The organism is Vibrio neptunius, from assembly GCF_000967495.1.
Taxonomy (GTDB): Bacteria; Pseudomonadota; Gammaproteobacteria; order Enterobacterales; family Vibrionaceae; genus Vibrio; species Vibrio neptunius.
In genome coordinates this window covers 1-16,170 of sequence record NZ_JXXU01000060.1, presented here as the reverse complement: position 1 = coordinate 16,170, position 16,170 = coordinate 1, and the positions used below count along the sequence as shown (strand labels likewise).

Annotated in this window: 17 protein-coding genes and 9 tRNA genes; 5 read left to right on the top strand and 21 right to left on the bottom strand. The window is 45.6% G+C overall.

All coding sequences use genetic code 11. The annotated features are described in order from the left end of the window. Positions 1-81 precede the first annotated feature (81 nt). Complete coding sequence (locus TW84_RS19980) at positions 82-822, top strand: 1-acylglycerol-3-phosphate O-acyltransferase (protein WP_045977384.1); 741 nt, start codon at positions 82-84, stop codon at positions 820-822. Between the two features lie 415 nt (positions 823-1,237). On the opposite strand, the gene TW84_RS19975 is transcribed toward TW84_RS19980, so the two are convergent. From TW84_RS19975 to mutY, 12 genes are all read right to left on the bottom strand, one after another. After that, a tRNA-Asn gene (locus tag TW84_RS19975) sits at positions 1,238-1,313 on the bottom strand. Positions 1,314-1,317: 4 nt separating this feature from the next. Beyond that, a tRNA-Thr gene (locus TW84_RS19970) sits at positions 1,318-1,393 on the bottom strand. A gap of 40 nt (positions 1,394-1,433) precedes the next feature. Continuing rightward, positions 1,434-1,509 (bottom strand) — tRNA-Asn (locus TW84_RS19965). A gap of 18 nt (positions 1,510-1,527) precedes the next feature. Then, positions 1,528-1,603, bottom strand: a tRNA-Thr gene (locus TW84_RS19960). Positions 1,604-1,656: 53 nt separating this feature from the next. Further along, positions 1,657-1,732 (bottom strand) — tRNA-Phe (locus tag TW84_RS19955). Positions 1,733-2,434: 702 nt separating this feature from the next. Continuing rightward, positions 2,435-2,510: transfer RNA gene (locus TW84_RS19950), tRNA-Asn, on the bottom strand. A gap of 37 nt (positions 2,511-2,547) precedes the next feature. Beyond that, positions 2,548-2,623 (bottom strand) — tRNA-Phe (locus TW84_RS19945). 7 nt (positions 2,624-2,630) lie between these two features. Continuing rightward, positions 2,631-2,706: transfer RNA gene (locus tag TW84_RS19940), tRNA-Thr, on the bottom strand. A 54-nt stretch (positions 2,707-2,760) separates the two neighbouring features. Continuing rightward, positions 2,761-2,836, bottom strand: a tRNA-Phe gene (locus tag TW84_RS19935). A gap of 103 nt (positions 2,837-2,939) precedes the next feature. After that, a complete protein-coding gene (gene mltC, locus TW84_RS19930) occupies positions 2,940-4,076 on the bottom strand; it encodes a membrane-bound lytic murein transglycosylase MltC (RefSeq protein ID WP_045977383.1) in 1,137 nt (378 codons plus the stop codon). A 74-nt stretch (positions 4,077-4,150) separates the two neighbouring features. Next, entirely contained in the window at positions 4,151-4,423 is a 273-nt protein-coding gene (locus TW84_RS19925) for an oxidative damage protection protein (protein ID WP_045977382.1), read from the bottom strand. A 20-nt stretch (positions 4,424-4,443) separates the two neighbouring features. After that, on the bottom strand, positions 4,444-5,499 hold the full coding sequence (mutY, locus tag TW84_RS19920) for an A/G-specific adenine glycosylase (protein ID WP_045977406.1): 1,056 nt from the start codon (positions 5,497-5,499) through the stop codon (positions 4,444-4,446). 187 nt (positions 5,500-5,686) lie between these two features. Here mutY and trmB point away from each other — a divergent pair, with 187 nt between their 5' ends. Both trmB and glsB read left to right on the top strand, forming a co-directional pair. Next, positions 5,687-6,406, top strand: a complete 720-nt coding sequence (trmB, locus tag TW84_RS19915; protein ID WP_045977381.1) for a tRNA (guanosine(46)-N7)-methyltransferase TrmB — start codon at positions 5,687-5,689, stop codon at positions 6,404-6,406. Between the two features lie 100 nt (positions 6,407-6,506). Continuing rightward, positions 6,507-7,427, top strand: coding sequence for a glutaminase B (gene glsB, locus TW84_RS19910; RefSeq protein ID WP_045977380.1), 921 nt, complete (start codon positions 6,507-6,509; stop codon positions 7,425-7,427). A 266-nt stretch (positions 7,428-7,693) separates the two neighbouring features. On the opposite strand, the gene hemW is transcribed toward glsB, so the two are convergent. The 9 genes from hemW to TW84_RS19865 all read right to left on the bottom strand — a co-directional run bounded on the left by hemW (position 7,694) and on the right by TW84_RS19865 (position 13,862). Then, entirely contained in the window at positions 7,694-8,869 is a 1,176-nt protein-coding gene (hemW, locus tag TW84_RS19905) for a radical SAM family heme chaperone HemW (protein ID WP_045977379.1), read from the bottom strand. Next, positions 8,869-9,471, bottom strand: coding sequence for an XTP/dITP diphosphatase (locus tag TW84_RS19900; protein ID WP_045977378.1), 603 nt, complete (start codon positions 9,469-9,471; stop codon positions 8,869-8,871). Before TW84_RS19900 ends, hemW begins: the two co-directional genes overlap by 1 nt. A 39-nt stretch (positions 9,472-9,510) precedes the next feature. Next, complete coding sequence (locus tag TW84_RS19895) at positions 9,511-9,942, bottom strand: DUF4426 domain-containing protein (RefSeq protein ID WP_045977377.1); 432 nt, start codon at positions 9,940-9,942, stop codon at positions 9,511-9,513. A gap of 593 nt (positions 9,943-10,535) precedes the next feature. Further along, positions 10,536-10,850, bottom strand: a complete 315-nt coding sequence (locus TW84_RS19890; RefSeq protein ID WP_045977376.1) for a hypothetical protein — start codon at positions 10,848-10,850, stop codon at positions 10,536-10,538. Continuing rightward, positions 10,834-11,196: a hypothetical protein gene (locus tag TW84_RS19885; protein WP_045977375.1), complete on the bottom strand. Its 363-nt coding sequence runs from the start codon at positions 11,194-11,196 to the stop codon at positions 10,834-10,836. Before TW84_RS19885 ends, TW84_RS19890 begins: the two co-directional genes overlap by 17 nt. A gap of 217 nt (positions 11,197-11,413) precedes the next feature. Continuing rightward, entirely contained in the window at positions 11,414-11,704 is a 291-nt protein-coding gene (yggU, locus tag TW84_RS19880) for a DUF167 family protein YggU (protein WP_045977374.1), read from the bottom strand. Next, positions 11,704-12,261, bottom strand: a complete 558-nt coding sequence (locus TW84_RS19875; protein ID WP_045977373.1) for a YggT family protein — start codon at positions 12,259-12,261, stop codon at positions 11,704-11,706. Before TW84_RS19875 ends, yggU begins: the two co-directional genes overlap by 1 nt. Positions 12,262-12,299: 38 nt before the next feature. Then, positions 12,300-13,118, bottom strand: a complete 819-nt coding sequence (gene proC, locus TW84_RS19870; protein WP_045977372.1) for a pyrroline-5-carboxylate reductase — start codon at positions 13,116-13,118, stop codon at positions 12,300-12,302. Positions 13,119-13,145: 27 nt separating this feature from the next. Beyond that, positions 13,146-13,862, bottom strand: coding sequence for a YggS family pyridoxal phosphate-dependent enzyme (locus TW84_RS19865; RefSeq protein ID WP_045977371.1), 717 nt, complete (start codon positions 13,860-13,862; stop codon positions 13,146-13,148). 24 nt (positions 13,863-13,886) lie between these two features. Between TW84_RS19865 and TW84_RS19860 the strand changes: the two genes are divergently transcribed. Further along, complete coding sequence (locus TW84_RS19860; protein WP_045977370.1) at positions 13,887-14,924, top strand: type IV pilus twitching motility protein PilT; 1,038 nt, start codon at positions 13,887-13,889, stop codon at positions 14,922-14,924. A gap of 11 nt (positions 14,925-14,935) precedes the next feature. Next, positions 14,936-16,042 (top strand): PilT/PilU family type 4a pilus ATPase, encoded by a 1,107-nt coding sequence (locus TW84_RS19855; protein WP_045977369.1) that lies wholly within the window; start codon positions 14,936-14,938, stop codon positions 16,040-16,042. Positions 16,043-16,170 lie beyond the last annotated feature (128 nt).

The window sequence follows — 16,170 nt, the reverse complement described above, 5'->3', positions numbered from 1 at the left end:
GTTTCGGCTTTTTTATAAGCGTTAGATCAGTTAGAGTCATGGGCAAATCTTATTGACTACTTTGTTCTTGGAGAACAACTAATGATTGCACTACTACGTGTGTTCGCTGTCGCGATTTTTGCAATTGTGATGTTTGTGTTTGGGTGTGGCTATTGTTTGCTGAGCCCGCGTAACCCTAAACACGTTTTTACCTTTGGGCGCCTATTTGGCAAGATGTCACGTGTATTTGGCATCACACTAGAACTGCGCTTACCAGAAGATGCATACAAACGTGGGCAGCATATATATATTGCCAACCATCAGAACAACTGGGATTTGTTTACCGTTTCTTCTGCTGTGACGCCAAAAGTTGTCACAGTAGGCAAGAAGAGCTTGGCGTGGATGCCATTGTTTGGCCAACTTTACTGGTTAACAGGTAATATTCTGATTGACCGTGCGAACCGCTCAAAGGCGAAGGGGACTATCGATCAGGTTGTGGATAGCATGAATCAGAGTGATGTATCCGTCTGGATGTTCCCTGAAGGCACGCGTTCACGTGGTCGTGGCTTACTACCTTTTAAAACAGGTGCCTTCCATGCAGCGATTGGTGCTCAACTACCCATTATTCCAATTGTATGCAGCTCGACCGATGGGCTTAAGATCAATCGTTGGAATAATGGACATGTTATTGTTGAGATGCTGCCACCCATTATTACCGAAGGGTACGGGAAAGAGAGTATTCGCGAACTTTCTACTCTTTGTCGAGAACAGATGAAAGACAAGCTAGAGTCATTGGACAAAGAAGTGGAGCAGCTCAATGAGAAAGCGGGCGTAAAAGTTTAATCTGGTCTGATATCTATCTACAGCAGCCTCAGTCATCGACTGGGGCTTTTTTGTGCTAAGTGTAAAGTGCCAGTACTGGTAGTTTAAACAAGTAAAACGACGAATTAATGAGCTTATAAGATCAGAGGGTCGACGAATGTATTGTTTAGACAAACCAAGAGATGTGGAGATTGTTGCTCTTATGCATGCGTATCATCTGAGTATTTAATACTAGTGGCGATTATCGAGACCACGAGCTCAACAAATGGGTCGTTACGCAACAACGGAAAAAGCCAAGTCTTTCGACTTGGCTTTTTGAAAATAGCTCCCCCTGCGGGACTCAACGCGGCCGGCTAGGTCTGAGACATTGCTTTGGAACAAAGCAGGAGCACTAGATACGAAAAAGCCTCATCTTCTGATGAGGCTTTTTCTAATATGGCTCCCCCTGCGGGACTCGAACCTGCGACATACGGATTAACAGTCCGCCGTTCTACCAACTGAACTAAGGGGGAATAATGGTGCCGACTACCGGAATCGAACTGGTGACCTACTGATTACAAGTCAGTTGCTCTACCTACTGAGCTAAGTCGGCGCCTTTTTTCATCAATAAGCTTTCGCTTACTGATTGAATGTGGCTCCCCCTGCGGGACTCGAACCTGCGACATACGGATTAACAGTCCGCCGTTCTACCAACTGAACTAAGGGGGAATTATTCGTTTAAAGAAATGGTGCCGACTACCGGAATCGAACTGGTGACCTACTGATTACAAGTCAGTTGCTCTACCTACTGAGCTAAGTCGGCACACCTTATTCTTTAACTATTGTTCGTGCTAAGCACCAACAATTAATAAATTGTGGTGCCCGGAGGCGGAATCGAACCACCGACACGAGGATTTTCAATCCTCTGCTCTACCGACTGAGCTATCCGGGCAACGAGGTGTATTAAAAGGCTTTTCGCCTTAGAGGTCAACATTAAATTGCAAAAAAAATATCGTTTGTTGTTTTTCTATACTTAATGGGCTGTTTTTGCTCATTTCGGATAATAAATGTATAGCCAGCAACAGAAGTTCTACCCGATAGAGTAGGGAATAATGTATTCAGATAGCCAAAAAACATACCTTAAAGGGTACTTTTCAGTTGTTTAAGAGGCGAATTAGTGTCTAGTCCTGAACTAGTTCAGCCGGTTTTTCTGGATATTGGCAAACTGAACCCAATTTTCTGCGTATTTTGGATCGACTATAGCAGCCTGAATCAGTACGACTGCCTGCTATTTACGCCTAAAGGTTTAGTGGGAGATTATCTTCGAGCAGTGAGAATAAAATCAAAGTTCCGTAAATAGTTGAGATGCTATGAGAAAGGTGCCAGTGAGGTTTTTAAACGTTGAATCGATTGAGGGTTGGAAGTAGACGCAGTCGACTAGCAGCATGTAGCCGACGAGCTCTGAGACATTGCTTTGGAACAAAGCAGGAGCACTAGATACGAAAAAGCCTCATCATTGTGATGAGGCTTTTTCTAATATGGCTCCCCCTGCGGGACTCAACGCGGGCGGCCAGCTCTGAGACATTTACTTGGAACAAGTAAGGCGCAGTGAAAAACAAAAAAAGCCAAGTCTTTCGACTTGGCTTCTTGAAAGTGGCTCCCCCTGCGGGACTCGAACCTGCGACATACGGATTAACAGTCCGCCGTTCTACCAACTGAACTAAGGGGGAATTATTTGTGTTATCTTATCAGATAAGCACCAAATAATGGTGCCTCGAGGCGGAATCGAACCACCGACACGAGGATTTTCAATCCTCTGCTCTACCGACTGAGCTATCGAGGCAAAAGAATGGTGCCGACTACCGGAATCGAACTGGTGACCTACTGATTACAAGTCAGTTGCTCTACCTACTGAGCTAAGTCGGCACACTTTATTCTTTTACTAATTGTTCGTGCTAGGCACCAACAATAAAGAAATTGTGGTGCCCGGAGGCGGAATCGAACCACCGACACGAGGATTTTCAATCCTCTGCTCTACCGACTGAGCTATCCGGGCAACGGAGCGCTATTAAACGGATTTTCCGTCTTGCCGTCAACTTGTTTTTAGAAAAAAATTCAAAAAAGTGGTTGAGTGCCGATAATTTAGGCGTTTTTAGTGCTTATGATTTACCAGCGTTAAAATCCTTTTTAAATTTTGTTACTTTTTCGAGATAACGGCGCGCTTCTGCGTTTGGATGTTTTTTCGTCAATGCCCAATAAACCTGATTTGGCTTTAGAGAGTTAAGGTCGCGCATTGCTCGTTTTCTATCATTACGATTGAAAGTATTGAGCACACCGCCAGTCCCCCCGTTGTAAGCAGAGATCATGCTGTATTCGAGAGACGTCGGATGGCGAACATCTTTGAGATAACGATTCTTCAGAATGTAGAAATAAGCGGTACCAGTATCTATGTTGTTTTCTGGATTAAACAGGTATTCAGGGGATGGCTGACCAGACTTCTTCTTCACCAACTTAAACACATCACGCCCTGCGGTTTTAGGTACAACCTGCATAAGCCCGTAGGCGTTGGCCCAGCTTACAGCATATGGGTTAAAACTACTTTCTGTTTTGATAATCGCATAGATCAGATCTTCCGGAATACCATAGCGGCGTGAAGCTCTTTGAACGATATCAGCATACTTATAGCTGCGTATCTCAAATTGTTCCTCAACCATCGGAATTTCAACGTAATAGGCTTTTTTGAAGTCGACGTTTTTGACTTTGAGCTTATTGGCAATTAGGTAATCGGCAAATCGGTTTGCTCGCCACGACCACTGAATCGGCTTGTTATCTTGGTCGACGACCTGACGATAAAGAAACGGTTGGCCTTCAAGCTTGATGTCTTTGGAGGAGAATAAGTCTACGTTTGCTGGGTCATCGGGGGTTAGCAGTGTGGTCACTATCGCGTTTTTCAGATGCCCTTTTGGATCGGTTGGTGAAACGGTTTCGATAATAATGGTGCCCTTATCAAAATTGACTTCTGAACGACTTAGGTAGTTGTCGATGTATTTGACGTAGTTGCTTTTACCTGCAAATTTTATTTCTCCGCGTCCCCAACGCTTTGCAATGTTGCCTGAGAAGCTACTGATCAAGGCATCGAGTGCCGCCGTATCTTTCTGAAACTGACCTGGTAGCTCGGCTAAGTTTTTGGCAAAGCGATTGGTTGGTTCAAAGTTCACATCGTAGATATTTTCAATGAACTCACGGCTACAACCCGTAAGCGCCATTGCCAGAAAAAAGTAAGCTAACTTATTCATATTTCTCCTAAAAAAATGACATCAAAGCAGCGCAATGATGTCATTCTCTCTATCCTTGACCTGTAGGGCAAATTTTATTCGCTTGGTGGCGTGTAGCCTTCGATATGTACATCTTTACCTTCAAACAGGAAGTTGACCATTTCGGTTTCGATTAACTTACGGTGCTCAGGAACCATCATGTTGAGCTTTTTCTCGTTGATCAGCATCGTTTGCTTGTGTTGCCACTCTGCCCAAGCTTGTTTAGAAATATTGTCAAAAATACGCTTACCTAGTTCACCAGGGTACAGTTGAAAGTCCAGACCTTCTGCGTCTTTTTTCAGTCGAGCACAAAATACAGTGCGGCTCATAACGACTCCTTAGAGTTAAATTAATGTTGAAGTTCGAAAGGCAGGCTTTCCAGTAGTTGTTTTACCGGAGCGGCTAAACCTATCTCTTCAGGTTGCGATAAGTTATACCAAAGACCTTTGTTTGCTTCCATCACCACATCAGGTTGCTTTGATAGGTCTACCAAAATTGGTGTGATATCGAGGTGGTAGTGGCTAAAGGTGTGGCGAAAAGCAATCAACGTTTCATGGCGTTGAATGTCTTGGTCAAGAACACCACGTATTGTCAGTTGATGATCGAGTTGTGCTTCAAAATGTTCTGGAAAGCAGAATAGCCCGCCCCAGATCCCTGATTGTGGACGTTGCTCCAGCCATACATGCCCTTGGTGATGCAGCATAATAAACCAGGTTTCTTTGACAGGTTTTTCTTTTTTCGGCTTTTTTCCTGGGTAATCAAGAGGGTTACCTTGTTTGTAGGCGGTACAAAAGGAAGATACTGGGCACAGTGTACACTTGGGCTTGCTGCGAGTGCACACCATGGCTCCCATATCCATCATTGCCTGATTGTACTTATCGACATCGGTATCGGGAGTATGTGCTTCAGCATGCTGCCAAAGCTGATTTTCGACTTTCTTTTGTCCCGGCCAGCCTTCAACAGCAAAACTGCGCGCTAGTGTGCGCTTCACATTGCCGTCTAAAATTGCGTGTGGCTGTTTATAGACAGATGACAACACCGCCGCTGCGGTAGAACGGCCTATACCCGGTAGGGCGTTCATCTGTTCAATATCGAGAGGAAACTCCCCCTGATACTGCTCTGCAACGATCTTCGCGGCTTTATGTAAGTTACGTGCTCGCGCGTAGTAGCCGAGCCCTGTCCATAGGTGAAGCACTTCATCTTGTTCTGCATTGGCAAGGTCGACGACAGTCGGGAAGCGTTCGAGAAAGCGCTGGTAATAAGGGATAACGGTAGTGACCTGAGTCTGCTGAAGCATGATCTCAGATAACCAAACGCTATACGCGGTTTTATCTTGTTGCCACGGAAGGCTTTTTCTTCCGTAGTCTTCGTACCATTCTAAGATGGCTTTAGCAAAAGGAGTCACGACTTGCTCTGTAATATTATATTTGTTGAGTGAGCTAAAATTGCACCACATAAACTGTCTAAAGTACAACCGATAAAGAGTAAGGGTTTATTCTGCGAGAAATGACCTAAAATACTTGCACCAGTGTCGATTCTTTGGATAATCACAATCCCTTTAAGTCGAGAGCAATTTTTAGACAGGCAGAATCATGAGTGAAGTGACCACTAACGAATACAATGAAGACGGTAAATTGATACGCAAAGTGCGCAGCTTTGTGCGTCGTGAAGGCCGTTTGACCAAAGGTCAGGAAAGCGCAATGAATGAATGCTGGCCGACTATGGGTATTGATTACCAAGAAAAGCTTCTTGATTGGAAAGAAGTGTTTGGCAACGACAACCCTGTGGTACTGGAAATTGGTTTCGGTATGGGGGCATCACTGGTTGAGATGGCTAAGAATGCGCCTGAGAAGAACTTCCTTGGTATAGAAGTTCACAGCCCCGGTGTGGGTGCGTGTCTTGCTGATGCACGTGAAGCTGGCCTGACCAATCTGCGAGTGATGTGTCACGATGCGGTTGAAGTATTTGCCCACATGATCCCAGACAGCAGCCTAGCAACACTGCAATTATTCTTCCCAGACCCATGGCACAAGAAGCGCCACCACAAGCGCCGTATTGTGCAGCTAGACTTTGCTGAGATGGTACGCCAGAAACTGAAGGTTGATGATGGCATCTTCCATATGGCGACAGACTGGGAAAATTACGCAGAGCATATGATTGAAGTGATGAATCAAGCGCCTGGATATGAGAACATCGCTGAGGATGGTGACTTTGTTCCACGTCCGGAAGATCGTCCTCTGACCAAGTTTGAAGCACGTGGTCACCGTTTAGGTCACGGAGTATGGGACATTAAGTTTAAGCGTGTTAGCTAAGTCACCGCTAAATAAAAGCGAATGAGAAGGCCAACATTTTTGATGTTGGCTTTTTTGACCCTACAAGAAAAATAATAAGCCTTTGAAAGATAGGTAAGTAATGAAACCGACAAAAGAAATTTTAGCCGACATCCTGCAAGAGGTCAGGCCGCTTATCGGTCAGGGAAAAGTAGCCGATTATATTCCAGCGTTGGCAAAAGTACCGGCTAATAAACTAGCAATAGCTGTCTTTACCAATAAGGGAGAAGTGATCAAAGCCGGTGATGCCGACGAGCCTTTTTCTATTCAGTCCATTTCTAAAGCGTTGAGTTTGACGTTAGCAATGGGCTTATATACCCCTAATGAGATATGGGCGCGGGTAGGTAAGGAACCTTCTGGTCAGGCATTTAACTCTCTTATTCAGCTTGAGATGGAGCAGGGCATTCCACGGAACCCTTTCATTAATGCTGGGGCAATAGTGGTTGCTGATTTGCTGCAAAGCCGCTTGTCCGCACCGAGACAACGCTTGCTAGAATTTGTCCGTCAACTTTCGGGCGATACTCATATCTGTTATGACAAAATAGTCGCTGCATCTGAGATGATGCACAGCGATCGCAACGCGGCAATTGCTTATCTGATGCGCTCTTTTGGCAACTTTGACAATGATGTTATACCAGTACTGAATAACTATTTTCATGCATGTGCTTTGAAGATGAGCTGCGTCGATTTAGCGAAAACATTCAGCTATCTGGCTAACAAAGGCACTTCAGTTCAAACAGGTAAGCCTGTGGTGACGCCTACCCAAACCAAGCAGCTTAACGCTTTGCTGGCAACGTGTGGTTTGTATGATGGCGCTGGTGAATTCGCCTACCGAGTCGGTATGCCAGGTAAGTCTGGTGTTGGTGGCGGGATTATTGCTATCGTACCGGGGGAGATGACGATTGCGGTTTGGTCTCCAGAGCTCGACCCTTCAGGTAACTCGTTAGCAGGAACCAAAGCACTAGAACTGTTAGCAGAGCGCATTGGGCGATCGATTTTTTAGAGATCCTCGGAACGCTTTGCTTCGAGATCGGGCTTCGCCCTTCGAGAGCATCTCCGTGCTATTAATCGGTCATTCCATAGAGTGACGAAGGAGCGAGTAGGGAATCTCATTGAGAGTTCGATTCGCTTCAAGAGATCCCCAACTCATTCGTCCCTTGCTCTGAGGATGACAAAAAATAAAGGGTTGGCGCAAAATGCCAACCCTATAAATGCTCTCACTCTCCATAGGACGAAGTCCGTTCCCGTCTCTCGTCTCCTATTTACGCTCTACTCTTCCGCCATAAAGGCTTCGAGCAAATCATTGAGGAACAGCTTTCCTTTTTCTGTGATTTGCCAATGCGTATCAGACTCACTGAGGTATTGCATCTCTTTCGCCCAGTCGATGGTTTCCTGAATCGATTCAAAACCCAAGCCAGTTGTATCTAAGAAGTCTTGCTTAGGACAGGCTTCCATCAAACGGAACCGGTTCATAAAGAATTCGAAAGGGCGATCTTCGCTAGCGACATCGGCTTCACTATCTAGGTAGGGTTTCACCATATTCTGATAGGCTGCCAGATAGCCTCTCGGGTGCTTGACCTTGGTCGTACGGATGATCCGTCCATCAGCGAAACTGAGTTTGCCATGCGAGCCACAACCAATGCCGAGATAGTCACCAAAACGCCAATAGTTGAGATTATGTTGGCATTGATATTCTGGCTTGCTGTAGCCGGAGATTTCGTACTGAACGTAACCCGCTTCAGACAGCTTTTGGTGGCCGAGTTCAAAAATGTCCCACAAGTCATCATCGTCGGGTAGAACAGGTGGCTTGTAGTGAAACATGGTGTTAGGTTCAATAGTGAGCTGATACCACGAAAGATGTGGCGGGTTAAGCTCAATCGCCTTCTCCAGATCCGCGAGGGCTTGCTCTACGGTTTGGTCCGGTAGACCGTGCATTAAATCAAGATTAAAGCTATTTAAACCAATCTTGTGCGCCAGTTTCGCGGCATTGACGGCTTCATCTTGACCATGGATGCGCCCAAGACGTTCGAGCTTCTGCTGTTCGAAGCTCTGCACACCAATCGAAATTCTCGTCACACCAGCTTTACGGTACCCAGCGAAGCGCTCCGCTTCAATCGTGCCTGGATTCGCTTCCATGGTGATTTCAATCTCGTCTTTAAACGCGATTCTTTTTTCTATGCCAGCAAGTAAATCAGCGATTCCTTGCGCTGAGATGAGACTTGGGGTTCCTCCACCGATAAATATGGAGTGGAGTGCCCGTGGGTTAGTTTTAAGCTGATAACGCTCGACATCAGTATCAAGGTCCTCCAGCAGAGCAGCGATGTACTCTTGCTCTGGGATGTCCGCTTTTAACGCGTGCGAATTAAAGTCGCAATACGGGCATTTTTGTACACACCAAGGGATGTGGACATAAAGACTCAGCGCTGGTGGAATCAATTGGCTCATTATTGCTGCTCAGAAAGTGTCGCAAACAGCTGCTTAAGCGCTTTACCACGGTGAGAAAGTTGCTTTTTACGTGTTGGTTCAAGCTCTGCTGAAGCACAGTTATCTTCTGGAACAAAGAAAACCGGATCGTAACCAAAACCATTGTCGCCCTGAGCTTCAGTCAGAATACGGCCTTCCCACTTACCGTGGCAGACGATCGGCGTTGGATCTAATTCGTGACGCATCAGGACTAATACACAATGGAAGCGTGCGGTACGTTGCTCCTGCGGAACGCCCTGCATTGCATCCAGCAGTTTTTCTAGGTTTTGCTGGTCACTCGCGCCTTCTCCGGCATAACGTGCAGAGTAGATGCCTGGGGCCCCATTCAGGAAGTCAACTTCAAGACCTGAATCGTCGGCAATGGCCGCCAATCCAGTTTCTTTCGCTGCATGACGCGCCTTAATGATGGCGTTTTCAATAAATGTTGTGCCAGTTTCAGCAACTTCTGAGACATTAAATTCGCTTTGTGCTACGACATCGAAACCAAAATCTGCCAGCAGATCGGCCATCTCACGAACCTTGCCCTGATTACCTGTCGCTAGGACAATTTTTTGTGCATTCATAATCTTATTTGTGCCTATATTGAGAAGGGCATTTAGCCGTTACTCTTCCACATAAAATTTTTGGGTGAACTTTAATCTGCCCGTACCTTTATTACCAGCATTAACATCGATATTGAATGTTAGGTTTTCCTCTTCCGAAATAGGGAATTCAGCGAGGTAATAAATCGCAGAGCCTTCTTTTACTTCGCGAAACTCAAGTGTCTTAGTTTGGCCGATTAAGTTTTTCGCGCTGCCACTAACTTTAGCGGTAATCGCTGGCTTACCAGCCTGATAATTGTCTAACACGCTGATATTAATGATTGCAGAGTAGCCGTTTCGTTTCAGCTCATAGCTACGCGCGACTTGCGGGGTTAGGAACGTGGAGTTAAACGCGGAGTAGTGAACTTCGACATCTTTGATGGTTTTAAACTGACCTGCCCATGCGGGTAGAGCTAAAAGACTGGCCAGCGCTAACGTGATCCATTTTTTCATGATGCTTCCTTAATGGCTTACTACAGAGGAAAAGAGCAGCGTAAATGATATCGCTACATACTTGTTGTTTTTACGCCTGATCATACGTTTGGATCCTCACTCTGTGAAGGTTTTTAGATGACCAATGGCGATTTATGCTGTGCTTTTGATGTGAAGTATTGAGAGTGTGCTTTTCGTGATTCGAATGAAAAAGGCCATCAGAATAATGCTTGCATCGACCGTAAAATAAGGGTTTTCTAGGCTGTATAAGGGATTGTAGAGCGATTTGTATTTACAATATTCGAATCTAAACAGTAAAAGTAGTTAATTTGTGGACCATTACTAATGGATTAGTTTTAAGAGCAGTTTGTAAGTAATTAGGCGCCAAGTGAGCATATGTGATGATTTGCTTAATCGTTGCATATCCAAGGATTTTCGTAGGGTCAAGATGTCTTAGTATTCATAGTGAAGTGGCTTGCGGATGTATTTCTAAGAATAGACTAAGTCTGCCCTTCGGGGAGATCAAACTTGTAAGCGCTGACAAGACTCCAAGATAGAGGTAGCCGCCACTTTGTAATCTGATATCAATTAGTGACTTTTTATCAATGATTTAATTAATGCCACATGCCACCTTGAATACGAGCAGGCTCTCGTGGGAGCTTTCTTAAGCCGAGTTCATTCTGTAAATAAAACTTTTTAAACTTTTCTCGTCGAGCTCCCCAAGCGGGCATTTCTGCCAGAAGTGCAACAACTGCTTGTATCTCTCTTGACTCGAAACTATAACCCTTTGCTAATAGCTCTTCTAAGATTGGGTATAGTTCTTTGTATGTTCTGTTAGCGCCGGATTTGGAATCTACCTGCTTTTTCATTTTTAGCAAGAGAGTGAGGAGTGGGCCTGCCGGGCTTAATTCTTTAATTAGACTGGTCATTTTTTATTACTCTTACAATGTAAATGTTAAACAAAAGTTGTATTGAGAAAATCGTCCACAGGTCAGATGGAACGGTTTGATCTCGATAGATAAAAGCGGGGTAAGCAGTCTCTGCAATCGTTGTGGCGATAAGTGCAACAGAGAAATACTTGATGAAGTTTGAGCTAAATAGTTCTAAGCCTTGAAATTTTGCTATGAGCGCAGCGATAGCTACATAGGCCAATAGGGGGCTAATAAATGCAATAGTAATTTCAATGCTATCACCCACTTCGTTGTAGGCATTCATGTAAGCGGAGCCAAGCATGAGTACTAACAGTGGAATAAGATATTTTAGTTTTGATGCCAAAAGATATAGCTCCCTTGCTAAGCATTTTGATTAGAACTCTACCCAGCTTGAGTGATTGGTTGCATTCTGAACCCAATCTTTATGAATAAAAATCATAGAGCAAGCTGAAGGCTTTACGTTTTTAAGTATTTTATTTTTGAACAGTATGTGGTTATTTTTCTATTAAATTAAATTTAATTTAATTTAACAAAAACAATAGTAGTTATTAAAAAGGCCATCACAAGATGGCCTTTATTGTTTCGGGTATATGAGCCGGGGACTGGATTCGGACTTGTTTATGTCGCCCTAGTTCCCCTTTCTCTATGGTGATTAGCCCTTTGGCGACTTTGAACTGTTTGGACAGATATTTGCTCAAGTGAGCGTTGGCTTTTCCGTCTACAGGTGGGGCGGTAATTGCGATTTTGATTTCATCACCATGCAGCCCAATCAGCCTATCTCTGCTCGCCTTGGGCTGAATGTAGAGCCTGAGTAGCAGATCATCACCTTCTAACCAAACGGCTTTGGCCATTATAGCTGGAACCAGATAGGCCCAATCATGTCACCCATCAGGAAGTTCGCGAACTGAAGGCCAATAAATAGAACCAGTACGCTAAGGTCAAACCCACCCATTGCTGGAATTACGCGGCGGATAGGCGCTAACATAGGCTCTGTAAGCTGATGAAAGACATATTCAATCGGGCTGCGGCCTTGGCTGACCCAGCTTAGGATGGCTCGGATAAGCAGTACCCAGAACAGCAAGCCACCTGCCGCTTTAATCAGTGATAGCAGGCCAAGGAAGAAGAATTCTGCACTGAATGACACCGAGCCACCTGAGGCAACCAAGATCAGAGTGACAAATTTCAGCACACATAGCACATAAGCAAACAGTACTGTTGCCAAATCAATGCTGCCTATCGAAGGGACAACTCTGCGCAGTGGTGCAACAACGGGTTGAGTTGCTTTGACGATAAACTGTGAGAATGGGTTGTAGAAATCTGCTCGCGCAGCTTGCAGCCAAATCCGCAAGATCACCACCATGATGTAGAGATCAAACAGGGTGGAAATCAGAAAATTCATTGAATTCATAGGTTACCCTTTGTTCGTAGAGCCAAGGCTCAATCTAATTAAAACTGTTTTTCCATTTCTTCAGCACGAGCTACTGCGGCTTGCATCGCTTTTGCTACTATATCTGAAAGTTGGTGTTCGTTGAATGTGCGTAACGCTTCCGCCGTTGTACCACCTTTTGAGGTGACGTTTTCGCGCAGTGTTGATAGTTCTGTTTCTGGATTGCCGACGACCATACTGGCGGCTCCTAAAGCTGATTGCTGCACTAACAGGCGGGCTGTCTCTTTATCAAACCCTTGGGCAATGGCTTCAGCTTGCATCGCTTCCATAAAGCGGAAGAAGTAAGCCGGAGCGCTGCCAGCAGCTGCAATGATGCTGTTGATGCCGGATTCTTGCTCTACCCAGCAAACTTTGCCGCATGACTCCATTAGTTCAGCTGAAAAGGCTTTATCTTGTTGTGAAACGTGCGCTGGAGCATACAGGCCACTCATGCCCAAACCAAGCTGAGATGGCGTGTTTGGCATAACGCGAACGATGTTTAGGTTGTGATTCAGCATTTCACATAGGCGCTGGCTACTTATCCCTGCGGCAATAGAAATGACCAATTTGCCTGACCAGTCGATGGATTGAAGCGGTTTACATACCTCTTCCATCATTTGTGGTTTCACAGAAAGGACGACCACCTCAGCCTCGCTGGCAGCGGCTATATTGTCGCTGGTGGTCTTAATGGAATAATCTTGCTCCAACGGTAGGCGTCGTGTCTCAGATGGGGCTGTCGCCGTGAGCATGTCAGCAGGATAACCGCCTGACACTAAACCAGAGACGATAGCCTTGACCATGTTGCCTGCGCCGATAAAGGCAATTTTCTTGTGTTCCATTGATTGTGTTCTTCCTGTTATTGCTGATTAAGCTTTATTGCTGTAGTCGCGAGCACCGAAAATAGCGGTTCCGATTCGGACCATCGTCGTTCCCGCTTCAATTGCGGCTTCCATATCGCCACTCATGCCCATCGAAAGTGTGTCGAGATTGAGCTCTGGGTAACGTTGCGCCAATCGGTTTTTCAGTTCTGCCAAATGGTTAAAGGCTGCAAGTTGCGACTGATAGTCTGAAACGTTGGCCGGGATAGACATCAATCCTCTTAACGTGAGGTTTGGCAAAGAAGAAATCAACTCTGCCAAAGCATAGATTTCGTCATCACTGGCGCCAGATTTAGAGCTTTCACTGCTGGTATTGACCTGAATAAGCACCTGTAGCGGCGCCATTTGTTGAGGCCTTTGATCATTGAGTCTCTGCGCAATCTTAGCGCGATCAACAGTATGCACCCAGGCAAAGCTTTCCGCGACATGGCGTGTTTTATTGGACTGAATTGGACCAATAAAGTGCCATTCTAGGGCTAGTTCAGGGTGGTTTTCAGCGAAATACGCAACTTTATCAACGCCTTCCTGTACGTAATTCTCGCCAAAGGCGACCTGATCAGCACGAGCTGCTTCTAAAATCGCGTCGAACGGTTTGGTTTTACTCACCGCCAGAAGTTGCACTGAGCCTAGAGGGCGTCCACACTTTTGTTGTGCCGCTTCAATCTGTGAGGTGATCTGTTCAATATTTTGTTGAATACTACTCATAGCTAACTTTATTAAGGATTTTAAATGGATATCGCTGAATTACTGGATTTTAGTGTAAAGCATAATGCTTCAGATCTACATCTTTCTGCTGGTGTATCTCCTATGGTACGCATTGATGGTGAAGTAAGAAAGCTTGGCGTACCAGCGTTCAACCATTCTGAAGTGCATCGTTTGGTGTTTGAAATTATGAACGATGCTCAGCGTAGCGAATTTGAAGAACGTCTCGAAGTCGACTTTTCTTTTGCACTTCCTGACGTAGGCCGCTTTAGGGTCAACGCGTTTAACCAATCTCGTGGTTGTGCGGCCGTGTTTCGTACCATTCCAACCGATATTCCGACTTTAGAGCAGCTAGCAGCGCCGTCGATCTTTGAAAATATCGCCAATATGGAAAAAGGATTAATCTTGGTCACTGGGCCAACGGGCTCAGGTAAATCGACGACTCTGGCGGCAATGGTGGATCATATTAATCGTAACCACAACAAACATATTCTGACTATTGAAGATCCGATTGAGTTTGTGCACACCAATAACAAATGTCTGATCAACCAGCGTGAAGTTCACAATGATACCCATAGTTTTAATAACGCGCTGCGCAGTGCATTGCGTGAAGATCCCGATGTCATTTTAGTCGGTGAGCTACGTGATCAGGAAACGATCAGTCTAGCGCTGACCGCTGCTGAAACTGGCCACTTGGTATTTGGTACTTTGCACACCAGTTCGGCGGCGAAAACGATCGATCGGATCATTGATGTTTTCCCGGGTAGCGACAAAGGCATGGTGCGTTCCATGCTCTCTGAGTCTCTGCGTGCGGTGATTGCGCAGAAATTACTCAAGCGCATTGGCGGCGGGAGAACCGCTTGTCATGAAATCATGATGGCAACGCCTGCTATTCGTAATCTGATCCGCGAAGACAAAGTCGCGCAAATGCAGTCTGTGATTCAGACTGGTGCGGCGCATGGTATGCAAACCATGGAGCAGCATTCCAAACAGTTGATTGCTCAAGGTCTGGTTGATGCAGAAGAGGTGTCGAAGAAAATTGAAGTTGAGCAAGGTCTGTTCTGAGAGAGGTCATGATGGATATCAATGCTTATCTGCAAGGCATGCTGACTGAGAAAGCGTCAGACTTATACATCACTGTTGGTGCGCCGATACTTTATCGTGTTGATGGTGAGCTGAAACCGCATGGAGAGAGCTTATCGGAAGCCGAAGTGCTGATGCTACTCCACAGCACCATGGATGAAGAGCGCCAGAGTGACTATCGCCACAGTCGAGAAGCGAACTTTGCCGTAGTGCGGGATTTTGGTCGCTTTCGTGTGTCAGCTTTCTACCAGCGTGAGTTACCCGGTGCGGTGATTCGTAGAATCGAAACCACCATACCCACATTTGATGATCTAAAACTGCCCGACATTCTGAAAGATCTTTCCATCGCTAAGCGCGGCTTGGTGTTGGTTGTGGGTGCCACAGGTTCCGGTAAATCCACAACAATGGCAGCGATGACGGGTTATCGAAATACTGAGCGCAGCGGCCATATTCTGACAGTTGAAGACCCGATTGAGTTTGTCCACGAGCATCAGAAGTGCATCGTCACACAACGTGAGGTTGGCTTAGACACGGAAAGTTATGAAGTCGCACTGAAGAACTCATTGCGTCAGGCTCCTGATATGATCTTGATCGGTGAGATCCGCTCGCGAGAGACCATGGAATACGCGATGACATTCGCCGAAACGGGACACCTGTGTATGGCGACGTTGCATGCTAATAATGCTAATCAAGCTTTAGAAAGGATCCTGCATTTGGTGCCAAAAGAGCAAAAAGAGCAGTTCCTGTTTGATCTCTCCATGAACCTTAAAGGTGTTATCGGCCAGCAGTTGATTCGAGATAAAAACGGCCAAGGTCGTCATGGTGTATTTGAAGTCTTAATTAACAGTCCACGGGTATCGGATCTTATTCGCCGCGGGGACTTGCATGAACTCAAATCCACCATGGCGAAATCTCAGGAAATGGGTATGCAGACGTTTGATCAGGCGCTTTATCAACTGGTAGTAAATGATAAAATTACTGAAGAAGATGCGCTGCACAGTGCAGACTCTGCCAATGATTTGCGCCTAATGCTTAAAACACAACGTGGTGATGTGTCTAGCTCCGGTTCACTCAGTGGCGTTAAGATTGATATGGACTAACATCCTCTTCATGTTTGGAGTATGTCTTGTAAATCTACAGTACTACTCCATAGAACGACGAAGGGAGTGTTACGTCATTCCATAGAGCGACGAAGGGAGTGTTACGTCATTCCATAGAGCGACGAAGG